The 19,300-nt window shown below is 66.3% G+C and carries 22 protein-coding genes; 6 read left to right on the top strand and 16 right to left on the bottom strand.

The genetic code is table 11. The annotated features are described in order from the left end of the window. Window positions 1-7: 7 nt before the first annotated feature. The 11 genes from AB0I43_RS11605 to AB0I43_RS11555 all read right to left on the bottom strand — a co-directional run bounded on the left by AB0I43_RS11605 (window position 8) and on the right by AB0I43_RS11555 (window position 7,150). On the bottom strand, window positions 8-859 hold the full coding sequence (locus AB0I43_RS11605; protein ID WP_356970606.1) for a hypothetical protein: 852 nt from the start codon (window positions 857-859) through the stop codon (window positions 8-10). After that, window positions 856-1,203 carry a type VII secretion target gene (locus AB0I43_RS11600; RefSeq protein WP_356970608.1) on the bottom strand — a complete coding sequence of 116 codons (348 nt, stop codon included), beginning with the start codon at window positions 1,201-1,203 and terminating at the stop codon, window positions 856-858. The genes AB0I43_RS11605 and AB0I43_RS11600 overlap by 4 nt, the downstream gene beginning before the upstream one ends. Before the next feature lie 2 nt (window positions 1,204-1,205). Then, complete coding sequence (locus tag AB0I43_RS11595; RefSeq protein WP_356970611.1) at window positions 1,206-1,769, bottom strand: YbaB/EbfC family nucleoid-associated protein; 564 nt, start codon at window positions 1,767-1,769, stop codon at window positions 1,206-1,208. Window positions 1,770-2,056: 287 nt separating this feature from the next. Further along, window positions 2,057-2,911, bottom strand: a complete 855-nt coding sequence (locus AB0I43_RS11590; RefSeq protein WP_356970613.1) for a hypothetical protein — start codon at window positions 2,909-2,911, stop codon at window positions 2,057-2,059. After that, a complete protein-coding gene (locus tag AB0I43_RS11585; RefSeq protein WP_356970614.1) occupies window positions 2,908-3,381 on the bottom strand; it encodes a hypothetical protein in 474 nt (157 codons plus the stop codon). Before AB0I43_RS11585 ends, AB0I43_RS11590 begins: the two co-directional genes overlap by 4 nt. Further along, window positions 3,381-4,103, bottom strand: a complete 723-nt coding sequence (locus tag AB0I43_RS11580; protein ID WP_356970615.1) for a WXG100 family type VII secretion target — start codon at window positions 4,101-4,103, stop codon at window positions 3,381-3,383. The genes AB0I43_RS11585 and AB0I43_RS11580 overlap by 1 nt, the downstream gene beginning before the upstream one ends. Next, a complete protein-coding gene (locus tag AB0I43_RS11575) occupies window positions 4,100-4,420 on the bottom strand; it encodes a type VII secretion target (RefSeq protein ID WP_356970617.1) in 321 nt (106 codons plus the stop codon). The genes AB0I43_RS11580 and AB0I43_RS11575 overlap by 4 nt, the downstream gene beginning before the upstream one ends. A gap of 63 nt (window positions 4,421-4,483) precedes the next feature. Further along, window positions 4,484-5,221, bottom strand: a complete 738-nt coding sequence (locus tag AB0I43_RS11570) for a hypothetical protein (protein ID WP_356970619.1) — start codon at window positions 5,219-5,221, stop codon at window positions 4,484-4,486. 125 nt (window positions 5,222-5,346) lie between these two features. After that, window positions 5,347-6,258: a hypothetical protein gene (locus AB0I43_RS11565; RefSeq protein WP_356970621.1), complete on the bottom strand. Its 912-nt coding sequence runs from the start codon at window positions 6,256-6,258 to the stop codon at window positions 5,347-5,349. Window positions 6,259-6,269: 11 nt separating this feature from the next. Next, on the bottom strand, window positions 6,270-6,605 hold the full coding sequence (locus tag AB0I43_RS11560; RefSeq protein ID WP_356971408.1) for a type VII secretion target: 336 nt from the start codon (window positions 6,603-6,605) through the stop codon (window positions 6,270-6,272). Window positions 6,606-6,607: 2 nt separating this feature from the next. Beyond that, window positions 6,608-7,150 (bottom strand): YbaB/EbfC family nucleoid-associated protein, encoded by a 543-nt coding sequence (locus AB0I43_RS11555; protein WP_356970623.1) that lies wholly within the window; start codon window positions 7,148-7,150, stop codon window positions 6,608-6,610. A gap of 198 nt (window positions 7,151-7,348) precedes the next feature. On the opposite strand from AB0I43_RS11555, the gene AB0I43_RS11550 reads away from it, so the two are divergent. After that, a complete protein-coding gene (locus AB0I43_RS11550) occupies window positions 7,349-9,538 on the top strand; it encodes an elongation factor G-like protein EF-G2 (RefSeq protein WP_356970625.1) in 2,190 nt (729 codons plus the stop codon). 56 nt (window positions 9,539-9,594) lie between these two features. Next, on the top strand, window positions 9,595-10,338 hold the full coding sequence (locus AB0I43_RS11545) for a DUF4191 domain-containing protein (RefSeq protein ID WP_356970626.1): 744 nt from the start codon (window positions 9,595-9,597) through the stop codon (window positions 10,336-10,338). A gap of 84 nt (window positions 10,339-10,422) precedes the next feature. Here AB0I43_RS11545 and AB0I43_RS11540 read toward each other — a convergent pair whose 3' ends face one another. Further along, window positions 10,423-10,953 (bottom strand): RDD family protein, encoded by a 531-nt coding sequence (locus AB0I43_RS11540; protein ID WP_356970628.1) that lies wholly within the window; start codon window positions 10,951-10,953, stop codon window positions 10,423-10,425. 266 nt (window positions 10,954-11,219) lie between these two features. On the opposite strand from AB0I43_RS11540, the gene glnA reads away from it, so the two are divergent. Continuing rightward, the gene (gene glnA / locus AB0I43_RS11535; RefSeq protein ID WP_356970629.1) at window positions 11,220-12,656 is read left to right on the top strand and encodes a type I glutamate--ammonia ligase; all 1,437 of its coding nucleotides are present in this window, start codon (window positions 11,220-11,222) and stop codon (window positions 12,654-12,656) included. An 86-nt stretch (window positions 12,657-12,742) separates the two neighbouring features. Here the strand turns inward: glnA and AB0I43_RS11530 are convergent, their stop codons facing one another. Then, window positions 12,743-13,084: a hypothetical protein gene (locus AB0I43_RS11530; RefSeq protein ID WP_356970631.1), complete on the bottom strand. Its 342-nt coding sequence runs from the start codon at window positions 13,082-13,084 to the stop codon at window positions 12,743-12,745. Between the two features lie 121 nt (window positions 13,085-13,205). Further along, window positions 13,206-13,676, bottom strand: coding sequence for a MarR family transcriptional regulator (locus AB0I43_RS11525; RefSeq protein WP_356970633.1), 471 nt, complete (start codon window positions 13,674-13,676; stop codon window positions 13,206-13,208). 88 nt (window positions 13,677-13,764) lie between these two features. Here AB0I43_RS11525 and AB0I43_RS11520 point away from each other — a divergent pair, with 88 nt between their 5' ends. Further along, window positions 13,765-14,190: a Rid family hydrolase gene (locus AB0I43_RS11520; RefSeq protein WP_357431820.1), complete on the top strand. Its 426-nt coding sequence runs from the start codon at window positions 13,765-13,767 to the stop codon at window positions 14,188-14,190. Between the two features lie 221 nt (window positions 14,191-14,411). Beyond that, the gene (locus AB0I43_RS11515) at window positions 14,412-15,290 is read left to right on the top strand and encodes a tyrosine-protein phosphatase (RefSeq protein ID WP_357431818.1); all 879 of its coding nucleotides are present in this window, start codon (window positions 14,412-14,414) and stop codon (window positions 15,288-15,290) included. A gap of 58 nt (window positions 15,291-15,348) precedes the next feature. Here the strand turns inward: AB0I43_RS11515 and AB0I43_RS11510 are convergent, their stop codons facing one another. Next, complete coding sequence (locus AB0I43_RS11510) at window positions 15,349-16,899, bottom strand: serine/threonine-protein kinase (protein ID WP_357431816.1); 1,551 nt, start codon at window positions 16,897-16,899, stop codon at window positions 15,349-15,351. Window positions 16,900-16,956: 57 nt separating this feature from the next. Beyond that, a complete protein-coding gene (locus AB0I43_RS11505; protein WP_357431814.1) occupies window positions 16,957-17,394 on the bottom strand; it encodes a hypothetical protein in 438 nt (145 codons plus the stop codon). A 230-nt stretch (window positions 17,395-17,624) separates the two neighbouring features. Here AB0I43_RS11505 and AB0I43_RS11500 point away from each other — a divergent pair, with 230 nt between their 5' ends. Then, window positions 17,625-19,271, top strand: coding sequence for a CocE/NonD family hydrolase (locus AB0I43_RS11500; RefSeq protein WP_357431973.1), 1,647 nt, complete (start codon window positions 17,625-17,627; stop codon window positions 19,269-19,271). Window positions 19,272-19,300 lie beyond the last annotated feature (29 nt).

Raw genomic sequence — 19,300 nt, 5'->3', positions numbered from 1 at the left:
GCACCCATCAGCCGTTGTCGTCCATAGCTGCGGCAATACCTTTTACCACTGGTTCCAAAAAAGCGTTGACATCTTTGATCGCCGCCTTGAAGTTCTGCAACGCCTTGGCCATCGCGGTGGTCGTCTCAGCGACGTCTTTCAACACTTTCGGCACAACATACGGCGTTGCCCCGCCGCTGGTAACAATAACCTCCAGCGAATATGCGATCAACGAACCGAGAAGATTGGACAACAAGTCACGAACTATGCTGCGGACTCCGTCGACAATACTTTCCGCAACCTTCATCGACTCGTTCATAGCATCCGCTGCGGCCGCCGCCAAACTGATCTTGTCGATGAGCCCTGCGGCATGCAAGCGGTACGAAGTTCCGGCCTGGCCGCGCCAGGACGCGATGTCATTGGTTACGCTGGAATTCCAATCCTTGGCCACCGTCTGCAACTCGTCGGAGACAGCCGACCAGGATTTGGCGTAAGCTTCGACTACGACGGGATTTCCTGTAAACCATTCCAGCACCGCCCGTAGCGGGTCGAAGTGCTCGAACATCCACTTGACCAACTGCGCGCCGCCGAACGCGAGCGGGTCGGTCAAGCCCTTTGCGAGGCCGACTACATTCATGCCGAGCGAGACAGTGCCCAGGCACGCCGAATTGATATCGCCAGATTGGAACTTGGCGACAGTCTCCCAGGCATCACCGGCCATGGTTCCCTTGTAGATCCCCGGGTCATCAGCTTCGGACCCACCTTTGAAGCTGACGTTCGAAAGAGTTACATTTTCCTCCTGGAAGTACTGGCTGCGAACATTCGCGTTATTATCGACGAGGCCGTTCTCGGGGGGCTGGGAATCTAGAAAGATACTCATGACCGACTCCCACCTCCTTCGCCGATCGTCTCCTTCAGCCCAGTCAGCGCGGCACCGAACTGCCCATCTTTGTCTTCGAATGTCGCGGCGACGGTCTTGAGCTTATCCGGCACTGTGGCGACACTCTCCGCGAGCGCCCGGATGAGAGCAACAGATTGATCGGTCTTGTCGCTGTACAACCATGCGATGAAAGGTGCAGGGAACAAACCGAAGCCATCGTCCGCATTATCCAAGTACGATGCCGCCGCCAAGCACTTATCCAAACTGGCGACAAGCTTTGTCACAGCATCGGCATGTGCTTTGACCTCGTCCGGGTCGACTGAGATCGAATCAGGAACTGCCATGTTCACACCAACCAGGATTTTTTGTTGAAGTATTCGTCATCATCGTCAGGTTCATCGGGCGTGACGACTTGGTTCCGATCGGGCGTTCGGGTCCGTGGTCGCGACGCGGGACTCTCCGCAGTCGGCGCAGTGGGAGGCGCGGGAACGGAGGGCGATGACGTCGACGCGCCTTGCGGCAGTAGCGGATCAGGTTCGGCCGTCGGCTGCGGAAAACGCTCACTCAACCCCGTGACCAACTGCGCACCGGCAGGATGATCGCCTACTGTCGCTTGCACGACCTCCGGAATCTGGACGCGCAGACGTCCCTGCGCTTGGCGCAAGCACGCCATGATCTCGGCCGAAAGTACGGCCGGCTCCGTGTTCCGCGTGGCTTGGCCCAAGGTAATGGCGGTCGGAACCCCGTTGCTGTCGACTGTCACCTGGACTCGGCCGTCACCGGTCGAAGCAGTGCAGCTGAGGGTGCTCATCCGCTCCTTCAACTGTTCGAAGCGCTGCGCTTGTTGCTCCAGATCAGCTGCGTATTGCGTCAAGCTTTCCGCTGCATGGCTCGGATCGAACCCTGCCATCACCACTTCCCTTCATCGCAGCAATCCCAACCCGGCCTCTGGAACGACGGGTTGCCGAATAGCCTGGTGCGCAACGCGCTACCACGCAAATCACACCGCGAGGAACCGAGCCTCGCTGCACGAATTACGCACCGAGAGAATCCCGGTGCGAGGTTCCCATGCTTTCGACGATTGGACGCCCACCGGAGGCGATCGGTTCCAAGCCACACGTGAAAGTGATCCACGCCATAGGAGCGCTCGGTGCCGCGAGGCTGTGCAACAAATGCCTACCGTCGCTGGGCGGCGCGCTACTGCACGTTCGTGCCGTACCGACCGGACCGGAAGCGGTCCGCACCCGCCTCCGCGCCCAACTCCGGACGCAGAGCCGGATTGCGCAGGTAGAAGCTGAGCAGGTGATAGAACCGCGTCGGATCGGTCGCCAGTTGCTTGTGGGTGATCTCGATAGCGGCCGGCGCAGATGCCGAGACATCGGCTCCTTCCGCGGACCGAGCGTGAACGGCGATCGTGTTGACATTCGTGCGCCACCAGCCGCTGCCGCTGCGGTGGCTGCCGGCGTGGATCGCCGAGATATCCTGCCATGCAATGGTTATCGGGCCGGCGCCGAACTCGGTCACGACGTCCGTCGGGCTCAGCAAGATGCCGGTATCGGCCGAATCCGTCTGGCGGCTCAGATAAGCGAGAAAGATGGCCGCGCCGCCAGTGCCGGCCAAGACGGCGAAGAGCAGGAATCCGGTCTGCGGATTGGTGGAGAGCATGGCGACCAGAACGAAGACGCCCAGCGCCACGAGGTACAGACCGCCCACCACCGCGGCGATAGGTCCGAGGGCGGACTCCTTGCGCACCGGAAGTTTCAGCGCCGCACCCTCGATGGCGACCGCCGCTTCGGCGGTTCGCGGCCACAGCAACCACGCGTTGACCGCGTATCCGAGAAATGCGGCAGCCAAGACGGGGAGCAGTCCGATCGAGACGACGAGCGGAGGTCGTTCGTCGTCAGCGACGATTCCGAAGAGCGCCCCTGCCAACAGCAAGAGGAGGAAGGCCGCGGCCCCGGCTGCCGTCAGGGCATACCTGTACGCGTAGAACGGCTTTGGATCCCACTCGGCGGGCAGGGGAAGGTCGGACGAGGTCCGGTATCCGATCACTCCAACCAGCCTCGGTCACGGCGTTCCTGGAAGTACAGATCGTCGTCATCGGGCTCGTCCCGCGTCACGACGCGATCGCGGTTGGGCTTTCGAGTGCCGGGCGTTACCGCGGGGCCGGGGGCGGGCGGCGGTTCGGCCGGGGCCGTGGCGGTCGCCGACTCCGGCTCCAGATTGCGAAGACGCTCCAGTTCCGCTTCGCCCTGCGCCGCCAGCCGCGCACGCTCTTCCTCGGACATGGACGCGGCCTGGTCGAAGACCTGTTTGGGCACTCCGTCCAGAACCTTCGCGAAGGCGTCGGACAGCCCGAACTCACGCATGCTGGCTCGACCGGCCAGCACTTCCTCGATCTGTTTGCGGATCGCGGGATCCGGGGTCGCCGACCGCAGGATCTCCAGCGAAGCCTTCAGGCTGCGGGACAAGCCGAGATCGCCGCGCGCGACATCGAAGACGACCTCTGGTTTGTCCGACATCATGCTCCCGGGTGATCGTAGTTCTTGTCGCCCAGCTGCGGGAACTCCTGCAAGTCGCCACTCGACAGCTGAAGCGCGGCGGCACCGAGACCCACGACAGTCTGAAATGCCGTCGCCACGATACCGACCGCGGACGCGAATTTCGTATAGATGGCGAGTGCCTGGACGGCAGCGAGAGCGTACATGGCCGGCGCGGCACCGGAGGCGACGAGCGAGGAGGCGGCCAGACTGGCGGCGGCGAGTTGCGCCAGCCACATGATCGCCATATCGACGAGTGATTGCAGGATGTCACCGAGCACGCGCGCCAGATTCACCATCGAGTTACTGATGTTGTTCAGCGTGCGCTCGATCTCGTTGAGAGCACTCACCTGCCATTTGACGGCGCCCGTCAAACTCTGGAAGAACGTGTCGGCCTGGTCGGCGGCGTTGCCGCGCCAGGTCTCCTCCAGCATGCTCTGCCAATCGGCCTTGATGGTATCGCCGAAGGCGGTGTTGAAATCGGCGAGATTACCCGCTGCGACGCCTGCTTTCTTCACCGCTTCCCAGTCGCCCGCGACCTGCTGCGACGCCCATCCGAAGACGTCGACGTCGGTCAGCGACTTGATTCCGGCATTGATGTAATAGGCGGGCGAGATGAAGTTTCCGCCGACGAAGTAGGGAATCCAGCTGGCCAGCGGGTCTTCGGCTTCCGGCTGCTGCAACGCCTCCGATGGCTTGCTCATTTCACCGCCTTCGTGTAGGTGGTGTCCATCTTCTTGGCGGTGTCGAGATCGGTCGTGCGGTACATCGTCGCGGCTTTGCCCAGTTCCGTCGCCGCGTTCTCGCTCAGCGTGCGCAACTTCGCGTAATTCGCTTCCAGATTCTGGCGCACCTCGTCGAGCTTGTCCTTGACGCCCATGTAGATGCGGCCGTCGTTCTCACCGAACTCGAACCACTTCGTCGAGTAGTCTTTGGCGGAGCCCGCTTGGGTGGACAAATCGCGCATCGCTGTCGCGAATTTGTCCACATTGTCCGGCGTTACCTTCAGCTCTTCTGCCATGTGCGTTCTTCCTTCTCTTCTCGCTACCAGAACACTCTCGCTAGCGGCCTCCGCACAGCACCGCTAGGTGCGAGCGTCGCTGCTGGTGGACGCATAATCACCATTCCCGAAGCGGTTCAAGCCGACTTCGGTTCCCAATTCGGCCCGTGCCAGAGGATTTCGGACGTAGAAGACGAAGAGGTGATACACCCGCGTCGGGTCCGTCGCGAGATCATCGTGGGCGATGTCGACCGTCCGGTCACCGGTAACCAGCGTGATGATGTTCGTCCGGCCACTCCGCTTTCCCTCACATCGGGCGGCGACAGCCGAGATGTCCTGCCAGGCAAGAACCTTCGGCCTTCCGCCGAAACCAAGGATCACCTCGCGGGCGGTCATGGCGATTCCGTCGCGATCAGTGTCCTTGCGCTTCTTCCTGAAGCCGATGCCGACCAGCAACGCGAACATGCCGGGCAGCGAGATGAGGAAGAGGTATGCCAGACCCGCCGACCAATCATCGTCCAGCGAAGCCAGGAAATTGCATAACCCCGCGCCGAGGAGAACGACCCCGATCCCCAGCGCGATCCGCGGCCCGACGACCGCCTTCGACACGGTCGGCAGCAGCAGCACGGTCTCCTTGTCGACCATGCGGATCTCCCCGGCGACCGGGGCGCGACGTGGCACCTGCGACCATGCCAGTACGAGCGCGGCCGCGAGCAGTCCGCCGAACAAGGGCAGCCCGAGCAGACCTTCCCATACCGTCGCGTCACCCGTGACCAGGGACCATATGCCGCTGATCAGCAATGGAAGACTGATCAACGCCACTACGGCCGGCGCTACCGCATACCTGTACGCGCCGAAGGCTTTTGAATCCCAGCCCGGCGGTAGCGGCAAGCTGGACGTCGTTCGAAATGCACCCATTCGTGGTCCCCTGACTGAACCGGCTGAAGCTAGGCTGTCGCCGACCTGACTCCCGCCTCGGACGCGCCCTGCGCGATCTGGATCAGTTTCGGCACCATGCCGACCATCGTCGATAATTCACCGGCCAGTTCCAGCAGTATTTTCGACAGCTTCGTGCCGGCGCCCGCAATGCTAGTGCTGGCGCGAATAACAGCGGCAGGCGACGCGGTCCCTCCGGTGCAGATTATGATCGCCGCGGCCTCGACCAGGACTCCCGCCAGCCAGTTCAGCAGTTCGGTCACGACACCGCGGACGCCCTCGACAAGGTCGCCGAGCGCAGCGTTCACCTTGCTGAGCGAGGTGGCCAGAGAAGACTGTGCCTCGATGTCGGCCATGAACTCGTCTGCCCTGGTCTTGTAAGCCGATCCCGCGGCTCCAGCCCATTCACTGACGTCCTTCTGGAGCTCGGTGTTCCAGGTTTTGGCGGCTTCGGCGAGCGCGTCCGAGATGTTCTGCCAGGAAGCGGAATACGCCTTGACCATGTCTGGATTGCCGGTCACCGAATCGAGCGCCTTACGCAGCGGTTCGACATTATCCAGCATCCAGCCCATCAGTAAGGCGCCCACGATGTTGAACGGGTCGAACTTCGCCAGTGGAACTCCCTTCGCCATGCGGCTCCGGTACTCCATCACGTCGGTCACGGCGACCGCCACCGAGGAGGCTTTGAGCGCCGCGCTGTAGAGGTTCTTGCCGACGTCCTCCCCGTTGGCGACCTCTTTGAGCAGGCCTCCGGCTTCCCAGACATCGCCCAGCGGAGTGCCTTTCAGCAGACCTGGTTCGGCCCCGTCGCTGTTGATCCGCGGCAGCAGTGCCTTCTGGTCGAAACCGTACGCTTCGTCATCATCGACTTTTCCGTCGATCAGCTCGTTGCCTTCCGGCGCTTCCACGTCATTGAACGGCATGGCTCCCCGCCCTATTCGATCTGGTTCTGCTGGCTCTCGATCGCCGCCTTGCGACTGGCATCGAGGTTTTCGAACGTGTCCGCGCAATGCCGGAGGGTTTTCGGCAGCGACTCGGTCGTTTCGACGATTTTCTGCAGGCCGTCGCTGATCCGATCGTGCAGCCCGCTCACCGTCGCATCTGCGTACCCGCCCGCGAACCATCCGTATCCGTCGTCCAACTTAGCCAGGTAGTCAGCGGCTTCCTTGGCTTTACGGACGTTTTCGAGGGTCGACTCGACGGCACCGGCATGGGCGCGCACCTTCTCCGGCTCCACGACGACGTCGTCGCTGTTCCACAGGTTCGACATGCTCACACCAGCCAGGATTTCTTGTTGAAATACTTGTCATCATCGTCCGGCTCATCAGGCGTGACGATCTGGCTCCGATCCGGTTTTCGGCTCGACGCCGCAGGCGGAGCGGAAGCGATCGGGCCGGACGGCGGCGGGGCAAACTCCGGTTGCGTCGAGTCGGACTCGTTTTCAGGATCCGGGTCCGGAAAACGATCGGCAAGGATTGCGAGAATCGATGCACCGGCTGGATCATCACCCACCGTCCCGTGCACGACGGCGGCGACTTCGGCCCGCAATCCGACCTGCGCCTTGCGCATGCACGCGAGGATTTCCGCTGACAGTGCGCCCGGCTCCATGCTCCGCACGCCTGGACTAAGGTCGATCGCCATCGGAACCCCGACGCTGTCGACCGTGACCCGCACTCGTCCGCCCGCGCTGGACGCGGACGCGGATACCGCGGCCATTCGGCCCTGCAGTTCTTCGAGCCGTCGCGTCTTCTGCTCCAAGTTGGCCGCGAACTGCGCCAAATCCTCGGCGGAACGACCTGGATCGAAGCCGATCATCACACCTCCCCGCTCTCAGCCGACTTTCCAACCGAACCTTGTCAACGAAACGCTCACCACGCAAATCTCGCGACGAGGTTTCATTCGTTGCTGAGTTGGACGGCTACCGGCGGCGATCGGTTCCCTCGGTTCCATGGACGTGACCCACGCCACAGTGGGACCCTCGAAGCAACGCGTCTACGCAAGGAAATCAAGACCATGGCGGACAGAGCGAGTGATCGAGCCGGGGGCAACGGCAGAGGGCCGAGGGTGGATCGGCCCGAGCGGATCAGGAATGTGGTGCTGGTCGGGCACAGCGGGTCGGGGAAGACGACGCTGGTGGAGGCGATGGCGTTGACCGCGGGGGCGGTCAATCGGGCGGGGCGGGTGGAGGACGGCACGTCGCTGTCGGATTACGACGAGATCGAGCATCGGCAGCATCGGTCGGTGCAGTTGTCGGTGGTGCCGGTGGCGTGGGCGGAGATGAAGGTGAACCTGGTGGACACGCCGGGGTACGCGGATTTCGTCGGCGAACTGCGGGCGGGACTCAGGGCGGCGGATGCCGCCCTGTTCGTTGTTTCGGCCGCGGAGGGGCCGGAGGGGGTGAGCGGTACGACGCGCGCGCTGTGGGAGGAGTGCGCAGCGGTGGGGATGCCGCGGGCGATCGTGATCACCCATCTGGACACCGCGCGTGGGGATTTCGACGAGATGGTGCGGACCTGTCAGGAGGTGCTGGGCGGTGGTGCGTCGGAAAACATTCTGCCGCTCCATCTTCCGGTGTACGGTCCGCGCAGCGCGGACGGGCACCGGCCGGTGACGGGATTGGTGGAGCTGCTGCCGAATTGCGTGGTCGACTATTCCTCCGGGGCGTGCGCGCAGCGCGAACCCGACACCGAGCAAAAGGAATTGCTGACCGAGGCGCGCAACCGGCTGATCGAGGGGATCATCGCCGAGAGCGAGGACGAATCCTTGATGGACCGCTATCTGAACGGTGAGGATATCGAATTGCCCACGCTGGTGGCCGATTTGGAACGGGCGGTGGCACGCGGCAGTTTTCATCCGGTGCTGTTCGGTGCGCCCGCGCCCGAGGGAGCGCGGCAGGGGCTGGGCACGGTGGAGCTGCTGGATCTGATCACCGGCGGGTTCCCCACGCCGGCCGAGCACATCGTGACGGCCGCGCCGCTGTCGGACAGCGCGAAAACCCATCCGCTGCCGTGTGATCCGGACGCGGCGCTGGCGGCCGAGGTGATCCGGACCGCCTCCGATCCCTATGTGGGCCGGGTCTCGCTGGTCCGGGTCTTCTCCGGCACGCTGCGCGCCGACGACACCGTGCACGTGTGCGGGCACGGGCTGGCCGAGCGGGGGCGGCCGGATCACGATGCCGACGAGCGCGTCGGCGGGGTGACCGCGCCGTTCGGCAAACAGCAGCGGCCGCAGGGGCAGGCGATCGCGGGCGACATCGCCTACGTGACGAAGCTGAGTCACGCGGAGACCGGCGACACGCTCTCGGGCACCGGCACGCCGCTGCTCATCGATCCCTGGCCGATGCCGGATCCGCTGCTGCCCATCGCGATTCGCGCGCACAGCAAGGCCGACGAGGACAAGCTCTCGCAGGGGCTCACCCGCTTGGCGGCCGAGGACCCGGCCGTGCGGGTGGAACACAACGCGCAGACCCATCAGCTGGTGCTGTGGTGCCTCGGCGAAGCGCACCGCGAGGTGGCGCTGGAACGGTTGCGTACGCGCTTCGGCGTGCAGGTGGACGTGATCGAGCACCGGGTCGCGCTGCGGGAGACGTTCGCGGGCAACGCGAAAGCCCGGGGACGGCATGTGAAGCAGTCCGGCGGGCACGGGCAGTACGCGGTGTGCGAGATCGAGGTGGAGCCGCTGCCCAGCGGTTCGGGCATCGAGTTCGTGGACCGGGTGGTGGGCGGGGTCGTGCCGCGGCAGTTCATTCCGTCGGTGGAGAAGGGGGTGCGCGCCCAGGCGCTGAAGGGGGTGGCGGCCGGGTACCCGCTGGTGGACATCAAGGTGACGCTCTTCGACGGCAAGGCGCACTCGGTCGACTCCTCCGACGCCGCCTTCCAGACCGCGGGCGCGCTGGCGCTGCGCGAGGCGGCGGGTCTGGCGGGGATCGATCTGCTGGAGCCGATCGCCGACGTGTGGGTGGTCGTCACCGACGACTACGTCGGGCCGGTGCTGAGCGATCTGTCCGGCCGCCGCGGCCGGGTGCTGGGCACCGAGCCGCACGGCGCCGGGCGCACCCGCATCCACGCGGAGGTGCCGGAGCTCGAATTGAGCCGCTACGCCATCGACCTGCGCTCGATCTCGCACGGCACGGGCGACTTCAGTCGCGTCTACGCCCGGCACGAGCCGATGCCGGCCGCGGTGCGGGCTCGATCGAAAGACTGAGACACGGATTTGATCCGCTGCCCAGGCGCGAGTGGTCTGCCACTATTCTGAAACGCATGGCACCAGGTAAGGGCGGCACGCCGTCGAAGGAAGCTAAGGCCGCGGCGAAAGCGGCCCGCAAGCAGGCCTCGAAAGAGCGTCGCCAGCAGTTGTGGCAGGCGTTCCAGATGCAGCGCAAGGAAGACAAGCTGCTGCTGCCGCTGATGATCGGCGCCCTGGTCGGCCTCACCGCCGTCGCCCTGGTGATCGGCCTGCTCACCGGCTTGCAGTGGTTCCTGCTGCCGCTGGGCATCCTGCTGGGCGCGCTGGCGGCGTTCATCATCTTCGGGCGCCGGGTGCAGAAGAACGTGTTCGCCAAGGCCGAGGGCCAGGCCGGCGCGGGCGCCTGGGTGCTGGACAACCTGCAGGGCAAGTGGCGCGTCAAGCAGGGCGTCGCGGCCACCACCCAGCTCGACGCGGTGCACCGGGTGATCGGCCTGCCGGGCGTCGTCCTGGTCGGCGAGGGCAACCCGCAGCGGTTGAAGAGCCTGATCGCGCAGGAGAAGAAGCGCACCGCCCGCCTCATCGGCGACACCCCGATCTACGACGTCACCATCGGCAACGAGGAGGGCCAGATCGCGCTGAAGGATCTGCAGCGCTGGCTCACCAAGTTGCCCCGCAATATCGACACCAAGCGGATGGACAACATCGAGGGCCGCCTGGCCGCGCTCAGCGCGCGCACCGGTCCGGCGCTGCCGAAGGGGCCGATGCCCGCGGGCGCCAAGATGCGCGGCGTGCAGCGCACGATTCGCCGCCGCTGAATCTTCCACCGAGGCTCGCGCTCCCGAGCCTTGTGCACGAAAAGGCCCGCGTCCTCGAGGACGCGGGCCTTTTCGTGCGGCGGCCTAGCGGGCTCGCGCCAACCCGGTTCCCGTCGCCCGATCGTGCATGCCGCGACCATCCGCGTCCGTGAACAGCGCGGGCACCACGAAGACCAGCAGCACCTGACGCGCCAGTGCGCGCACGAACCCGACGCCCACGGGCGCGTCCACCCGGATCACCCGGATCTTCAGGAAGTACTGGCCGGGGGTGAACCCGAACAGGGTGACGGCCAGCACACCGATGACGAACCACACGCCCCAGGTCGGGGTGCTCAGCGCGTTGATCACGGCCTCGAACTCCGACGGCGGCGTCTTACCGGCCGGCACGTTCAACTCGGAGACGATCTTCGCGCCGTTGGGCCGCAGCAGCACCGCCGCGATGCCGATCGAGATGATCCAGTCCACGAACAGCGCCGCGATGCGCCGGCCCATGCCGACCAGGGAGCCGACGCCCTCGCGCGGCAGCCCGAGGTGCTCGCCCGGAAACTCCGGAGTTGCCGGGTCGCCCGGCTCGGGGGAAGGTCCGGACAGCCAGGAGCCGGTCATGCGTGCCATGCCCCCACAATAAGCCGCCCCTTACCCATGCCCCGCAAGCAGGCGCTGACCGTGGTCAGGACCCCTCCGGCGTCAGTGCAAACAGACCAGGTGGCAGGATTAGCGCTGCTGGTAGAGCCCGGGTGGTGATCCTCACCCGTTCAGCCGCACGTGTAACACTGGCGAAACACAGCCTTGACTGCCGGGAAACTTCGCATCCATAGCGTCTGGTCGCGACGAACCCATGCAATCGACACGGGCTGGGAACCGATCCGTAAGGAGAACAAGTGACGTTCAGCACGGCCGACGAGGTCATCAAGCACATCAAGGAAGAAGACGTCGAATACGTCGATGTCCGCTTCACCGATCTTCCCGGTGTGCAGCAGCACTTCTCCATCCCGGCCAAGGCGTTCACCGCCGATCTCGCCGAGGAAGGGCTCGCGTTCGACGGTTCGTCCGTCCGTGGCTTCCAGTCCATCGACGAGTCGGACATGCTGCTGCTCCCCGACTTCAGCACCGCCCGGATCGACCCGTTCCGCGCCGCCAAGACGCTGAACCTGAACTTCTTCGTGCACGATCCGTTCACCCGCGAGGCCTACTCCCGCGACCCGCGCAACATCGCGCGCAAGGCCGAGGAGTACCTGCGCTCGACCGGCATCGCCGACACCTGCTACTTCGGCGCCGAGGCGGAGTTCTACATCTTCGACTCGATCCGCTACGAGTCGGCCATGAACGGCGCCTTCTACGAGATCGAGTCGATCTCGGGCTCCTGGAACACCGGTTCGGAGTTCAACCCGGACGGCACCCCGAACCGCGGCTACAAGGTTCGCAACAAGGGCGGTTACTTCCCGGTCGCCCCGTACGACCACTACGTCGACCTGCGCGACAAGATCTCGACCAACCTGCAGAACGCGGGCTTCGAGCTCGAGCGCGGCCACCACGAGGTCGGCACCGCCGGTCAGGCCGAGATCAACTACCGCTTCAACACCCTGCTGGGCGCCGCTGACGACCTGCAGCTGTTCAAGTACATCGTGAAGAACACCGCGTGGCAGGAAGGCAAGACTGTCACCTTCATGCCGAAGCCGCTCTTCGGCGACAACGGCTCGGGCATGCACGCCCACCAGTCGCTGTGGAAGGACGGCAAGCCGCTGTTCCACGACGAGTCCGGCTACGCGGGCCTGTCGGATCTGGCGCGGCACTACATCGGCGGCATCCTGCACCACGCGCCGTCGCTGCTGGCCTTCACCAACCCGACCATCAACTCCTACCACCGCCTGGTGCCGGGCTACGAGGCCCCCATCAACCTGGTGTACTCGCAGCGCAACCGCTCGGCTGCCGTGCGCATCCCGGTGACCGGTTCCAACCCGAAGGCCAAGCGCATCGAGTTCCGCGCGCCGGACTCCTCGGGCAATCCGTACCTGGCCTTCGCCGCCATGCTGATGGCCGGCATCGACGGCATCAAGAAGAAGATCGAGCCGCTGGCTCCGGTCGACAAGGATCTCTACGAGCTCCCGCCGGAGGAGGCCAAGAACATCCCGCAGGCCCCCACCTCGCTGGCCTCGGTCATCGACAAGCTCGAGGGCGATCACGAATACCTCACCGAGGGTGGCGTGTTCACCGAGGACCTGATCGAGACCTGGATCGACATCAAGCGCACCCAGGAGATCGCTCCGGTCAACCTGCGTCCGCACCCGTACGAGTTCGAGCTGTACTTCGACGTGTAAGTCGAAGGGCTGCTTCGCGGTTCGTTCACCGAAGGCCCATCCGCTTTGTGCGGGTGGGCCTTCGGGCGTTTCAGTGGGTGCGATGCCTATTCGGTCGAGAGCCGCTTGTCTACGCCGTCCCAGAGCCGCGCACGCCAGGTGCGTGTTCTCGGGAACAGCAGGAGCGGAACGGTCAGCAGCCAGACGGCGACTATCAGGTAGACGACAGCTTCCCCGAGCAACTGCGGTCCCAGGGCGATCGCACAGGCGGTCGCGGCGAGCGCCAGCAGCGTGAACAGCGGCCATTGACCCTGCGTCCAGGCCTCCGCCGCGCCGAATCCCGTGAAGAGGCCAGCGAAGACGATCAGCAGGAATACGGGTAGCCCCCACCAGCTGTCAGCTCCCCCGGTCCACCAGTCGATGACCGGATGAGATTTGGATTCGGCCATACGGGATCCCCCTGTCGACGAACGTAATTCGACAGTACCGCGCGGTTTGGAAGTACCGAAGTTTCCAGTTGACTGCCGAGTCGGTCCGGCGAGCGCCTCCGGACTAACGGTCGCGGATGTTTCAGCCGAGGTCGTCCGGAACTATGCGGAGTTTGGCGGCTATGCGGGTGAGGGATTTCTGGTCGGTGAGGGTGAGGTGGTCGAGGATGAGGTGGCGGACGGAGTGGAGGTGGGTGGGGGCGGCGGCTCGGACGAGGGTGAGGCCGGGGGTGGTGAGTTCGGCGAGGGTGTAGCGACCGTCGGCGGGGTCGGGGGTGCGGTGGATCCAGCCGCGCTGTTCGCAGCGTTTGACGACGTTGGAGAGGCGGGAGAGGGAGCCGCTGGCGAGGAAGGCCAGCTCGCCCATGCGGAGGGTGCGGTCGGGGGCCTCGGAGAGGTGGCTCAGGACGAGGTACTCGAAGAGGGTGAGGCCGTGGTCCTGGCGCAGGGGGGCTTCCAGTTTGGCGGGGAGTAGCAGGACCAGGGAGATCAGGCCGGTCCATGCGGCTTTTTCCGGCTCGTCGAGCCATCGGGGTTCGTCGCTCGCGTTCATCTGCCCTCCGCTATGACTTCATGCTTGAAATAAATGGGTGCCGGGGTGAGTTTACGTGTGAAGTCATCGCAACGACAGGAGAGCACACATGAGCACAGTCACCTTCGGCATCGTTCCGGGCTACGGCGAGAAGCTGCACGCGGCGCTCGGATACAGCGGGGCCGTGCGCGTCGACGATCGGGTCGAGATCTCCGGCCAGGCCGGGGTGGACGACGATCTGAACATCCCGGACTCGTTGGAGGAGGAGATCATTCGAGCCTTCGACAATGTGGAGCGCACGCTCGCCACGGTGGGCGCGAGCTGGAAGGACGTCATCCACGTCAACTCGTATCACAAGGTCGAGCCGGGCGCGGACGTCATCAGCGAGGAGACCAACCGGATCATGGCCGAGCAGTTCCGCCGTCGCCTCGGCGGCCGCGCGCCGATCTGGACCGAGACCGGCGTGACGGTGCTCGGGCTGGCGGCCATGCGGGTGGAGATCCGGGTCACCGCTATCGCCGGCTCCGGGAATTGAGGCGGAGCATCCCGCAAGCGCGAAAGTTGTTCCGAACCGGCATATTTCGATAGGGTGCTTGTGGTGGACGTTCGCCCGTAAACTACCCCAAACGCCCGAATCTTATTGAGCGGCAAGCACATCCCGGTGACCGGCTGGTCGGTTCCGGTCACCGGGGCTGTGGCGGCGGAAAAGCGGGAAGGCCTGGCAAGCGGGGGTGCGGGCTCCTACTGTCCCCCGCCATGAAGATTTCCCTGATTGCACTGCTAGCCGCGCCGCTCACCGCTTTAGCGTTGTTGTCGGCGCCGACCGCCTCCGCCGACGAAGAGGTGAGCACGCTTGCCAAGATCGAACTGCAAGGCGCGGTCAACGTTCGCGATATCGGCGGGTATCGCACCTACGACGGCGCGAAGGTCAAGACCAAGAAGGCGATTCGCGCCGACTCGCTGGAGAAGCTCACGGCCGCCGACGTTCAGGTGCTGGCCGGCTACAACCTGAAGCAGGTCATCGATCTGCGGACGCAGGCCGAGATCCAGTTCAGCGGGCCGGACAAACTGCCGAGCGGGGTGCCGCTGGTGGCGCGGCCGATCGACGACACCGGGCTGTTCACGAAGCTGTTGCAGGTCATCCAATTGCGGGATCCGGTGAAGCAGGAGGAGATGCTCGGCGGCGGCAAGGCCGAGCAGATCATGGCGGGGGTGTACAAGAGCTTCTTCACCGACGCCTCGCGGAACGCCTTCGGGCAGACGATCCGTGATCTCGCGAACACCGATCGGCCGACGCTGTACCACTGCACCGCGGGCAAGGATCGCACCGGCTGGCTGACCTACGTCACCTTGCGCGCGGTCGGCGTTCCCGAGCGCACGGCTCGTCAGGACTACCTGCTGTCCAACCAGTACCGGGCCGCCGCCGACGCCGCGCTGCGCCAGCAGGTGAAGCAGGCCGGGCTGATGGAGAACCCGGATCTGCTGATTCCGTTGCAGGAGGTGCGTGACGCCTATCTCGATACGGCGGTTCGTGAGATGGAATCCAAGTACGGGGATCTCGGCAAGTTCCTCACCCAGGGCCTGGGCCTGGACGCCGGCACCATCCTGAAGCTGCGCCGCAACCTCGTCAGCTGATCCTGTCCCCTGATCTCGGCCCCTCCGACCCCTCTGGAGGGGCCGAGCGCTGTGTGCGTCAGCCGAACAGGGCGATCAGCACGAGCAGTAGTGCCGCCAGCAGCATCGCGTAGTAGCCGAGCCGGGCGCGATCGATCGCAGGCGGTCGCCGATGCGGTGTCGGACGCTGCGGTGGCGGCGCGAACCCCCTGGCGAGAAACACCTGCGGCGCGATCTCCAGACAGGTGGCCCGGACGCCGACCGGCTTTCGCTCGTCGGGGATCGAGGTTGCCGATGCGCGCGGACCCGACGACTCGACGACCGCCAGCACCTCGGTGGGCTCCTCCGCAGCAGGCCAGCCTGCCCCACAGTCGTCGTCTCCGAGGCGATCGGACCGCAGCACAGCATCGGCGGTCTCGAAGTACCTCGGGAGCTGCACCGCCGTAGACGAATCAGCTTCTGAGACAGCGTGTCCGGCGACCGACGGCGAATCGTCCACGAAATCCAGTGCTTCCCCCGCAAGCCGACCGGTTTCCGCACGAATCGAGTCGTCGTGATCTGCCTCGGACAACTGCCCCGAACCGGCGGTCGGCGATTCCGCCGGCGGAACCGACTGTTCGGCGGCAGGCAGTCGCGCGGTGGGCGCGTCCTCCGCGATAACCGACGCCTCCATCGGAGTCGGATGACCCGAGTCGGTGGGAACCTCGGGCGGCGGGCTCGGCGCGGCCACGGGCGCCATCCGCCGCTGCGGCGCCACGACGGCGTGCTTGTGCAGGGCGTACAACGGCGGAATCGCAGGACCGACGAAGGCCGCGCGGACGGCGTCGACGAACTCGGTGCAGGTGGCGAAGCGCTCGGCGGGCCGCTTGGCCAGGGCGCGGGCCATGACGTGGTCCAGCGTGGCGGGGAGTTCGGGACGCAGGGTGGCGACCGGCTGGGGTGGGTCGTGGAGGTGCCCCTTGATCATGGCGGCGGGGTTGGTGGCGGCGTGCGGCAGTGCGCCGGTGAGCATGCGGAACAGGGTGCAGGCCAGCGAGTACTGGTCGGAGTGGTGGTCCAGGGGGAGGCCGCGCAGCTGTTCGGGGGCGGCGTAGGCGAGGGTGGCCAGGATGGTGCCGGAGTGGGCGGGCGGGACCGGTTCGTCACGCAGGCGGGCGATACCGAAGTCGGTGAGCAGCGCGGCTTCGCGGCGGGTGCGGGTGGGGCGGGCCAGGAGGATGTTTGCGGGCTTCACGTCGCGGTGCAGCACGCCGGCGGCGTGGGCGTAGTCGAGGGCGGCGGCGGTGGCGCCGGCGAGCGCGATGACGCGGTCCGGCGGCAGGCTGCGCGGGGAGACCACGGTCGCGTCCCGGCCGTCGACATACTGCATCGCCATCCACAGCCGCGCGTCCTCGATGCCGCTCTCGTACACCGCGACGATCCCCGGATGATGCAGGCGCGCAACGACTTCCGCCTCGTCCTCGAAGCGCGCGCGAATGTCCGGGTCGGCCGAGACCTCGGAGTTCAGCAGCTTCAGCGCCACCGGGCCCGGCATGGCGGGGCGCCGGGCGAGGTAGACCGCGCCCATGCCACCGCGCCCGAGCGTGCCCTCGATCCGGTAGCCGGCGAAGACATCTCCCCTGTCCAGCATCAGACCTCCCGATCGTCTGCCGAATGATAGCCAGGCCGCACCGCGGCGCGGGCCGGATCAGGTGCTGTTGCGGCGGACGACGGCGCCCAGGACGGTGAGATCGAGATCACCGGAGGCTTCGGTCCAGCCCATGGCGCGCAGGTCCTGCGGGGCGTCGACGCCGAGCGCGTCGTGCAGCCCGAAGGCCACCGATCGGGCGAACTCGACCAGCCCGCCCCAGGACAGCGGCCAGAACAGGATGCGGTGCCAGTTGTCGATCTCGCGCCGCTGGATGGGCTCCTGCCAGCCCATGTCCCGGAGCGTGTCGGCGGCGGCGTGCGAAATCGGCTGGGCCAGATATTGATTGCCCGCCAGCTCGGCGGAGAGCTTGATGTCGTACTGGACGAACTGGACGTAGCGGTTGCCGGGGGCGGCGATGATCAGGGTGGCCCGGGACGGTAGCTCGGAGAGGCATTGCGCGAGTGCCTGCACGAATTCTTCCCAATTCGTGGTCACCGGCTCGCTCATTTTTCCCCCGGGTGTCCGCACTGGCCCGATCATACGCCGCCCTGCCTGAGACACCAGACCCAATGTTGTTGCGCGACCGGTCCGTTCGCGCCGGTCATGCCGAACGCCAATCACCGCTGGCCATCGCGGTGCGGGCCGGCCGGGCAGTGATCTTGGTATCCCCTGGTTCCGGGGTCTGTACCAGGTGGGGGCAGGCAGGCGATAGTCCTGGGGTGAACATGGTGGTGCGAGTTCTGGCCGGGGTGGCCTTGGTGTTGGGCGTCTTGGCGCCGGTGACGGTCGCCGAGCCGCTGGGCGTGGGTTTCCAGTGGCGGCAGACCTACATCGACGCCCCCGACGGCACCCGCCTGCACGCCGACATCCTGCGCCCCGAGGGCCTCGCCGACGACGTGCGCACCCCGGTGATCCTGACCGTCAGCCCCTACCGCTCGCACACCGCCTTCATCAGTGCGCCGCGCCTGGAGGGCGGCCCGTCCACCGACAACCTGCCGGTGGAGCCCGCGCTGCGGGCGGGCTACACCTACGTCATCGTGGACCTGCGCGGCTTCGGCGGTTCCAACGGCTGCCCGGACTACGGCGGCCCGGGCGAACGCGCGGACGTGGTGACGGCGGTGGAGTGGGCCGCGAGCCAGCCCTGGTCGACCGGCAAGGTCGGCATGGCCGGGGTGTCCTATGAAGCCTGGACCGGCCTGCTCGGACTGGCCGCGAAGCCGAAGGGCCTGGCCGCGGTGCTGGCCTTCGCGCCGGTCGTCGACCCGTACTCCTACCTGTACATGCAGGGGGTGTCCTGGAAGTTCTCCGGAAAGCCGGTGACCGAGAACGGCATCCGGCCCGCCGACCAGGTCGGCGAGGAGCATCTGCTGATCGCCTCCACCCCCGGCCGCCCCGACGACTCCCCCGAGTACCAGGCCAACGCCGTGGCGATGACGCCGGAGTGCGGCGAGCGCTACCTGGCCCTGACCGGCGATCACGACGCCGCCAACCCGGGGTGGCGGGCCCGCGATCTGGTGGCCGCGGTGCGCGGCAACACCATCCCGCTGTTCCTGGGCCAGGGATTCCTGGACTACAACACCCGCGCCGACCGCGTCTTCGAGCTGTGGAACGGCCTGGGCCCCGGTGAGCACCGCGCCTGGTTCGGGCAGTGGGGCCACAGCGACTGCCGCGTCAAATGCGGCGCGGCGCAGTTCGACGCCGAGATGATGGCCTTCTTCGACAAGCACGTCGCCGGGCGCGAGGTGCCGGTGCCCGGCCCGCAGGTGACGGTCGGCCAGTTCGACGGCGGGTGGCGCTCGGAGACGGCCTGGCCGCCCGCCGATTCCCGCAAGCTCCCGGTCGAGCTGCGCACCGGCGGCTACACCGACCGCGGCTTCCTGCCGGGCGCCGATCGGGAGATCTGGTCCATTTCACAGCCTTTCACCCAGGGCGCGCACCTGTCCGGCGTGGCCACCGCCGCGCTGCGGCTGAGCGGCCCCGCCTCGGCCACCGCCGCGGTCGAGCTCTACGACATCGGGCCCGACAACCGCGCCACCGTCATCACCCGCGGCATCGCGCCGGTGGCCGAGCACACCGAAGTCCGCCTGCTGGGCCAGGATTGGCCGCTGGCGGCCGGGCACCGGCTCGGGGTGCGGATCACCGACGTGGTGGACGACGTGTGGTCGCACGCGCCGGCCAACGCCCAGGTCACCGTGCACGCGGCCCGGCTGGACCTGCCGCTGCTCACCCAGCCCCGCCAGCCCGACCTGACCGGCGGCGGCAGCGAGGCGCACGCGAAATGGCGGGTGGAGAAGGTCGTCACCCTGACGCCCGAGCAGATCGCGCAGGCGACGATTCCCATGGGCCTGCCCGGGGAGTCCGCCACGCGCTGAGCAGCGCGATCCCCCTGACCGGCCGCCGG

Origin of the sequence: Nocardia sp. NPDC050435 (assembly GCF_040655395.1) — a bacterium.
Classification (GTDB): domain Bacteria; phylum Actinomycetota; class Actinomycetes; order Mycobacteriales; family Mycobacteriaceae; genus Nocardia.
The sequence above is the reverse complement of the archived record's forward strand: the minus strand, read 5'-3'. Positions and strand labels throughout refer to the sequence as shown.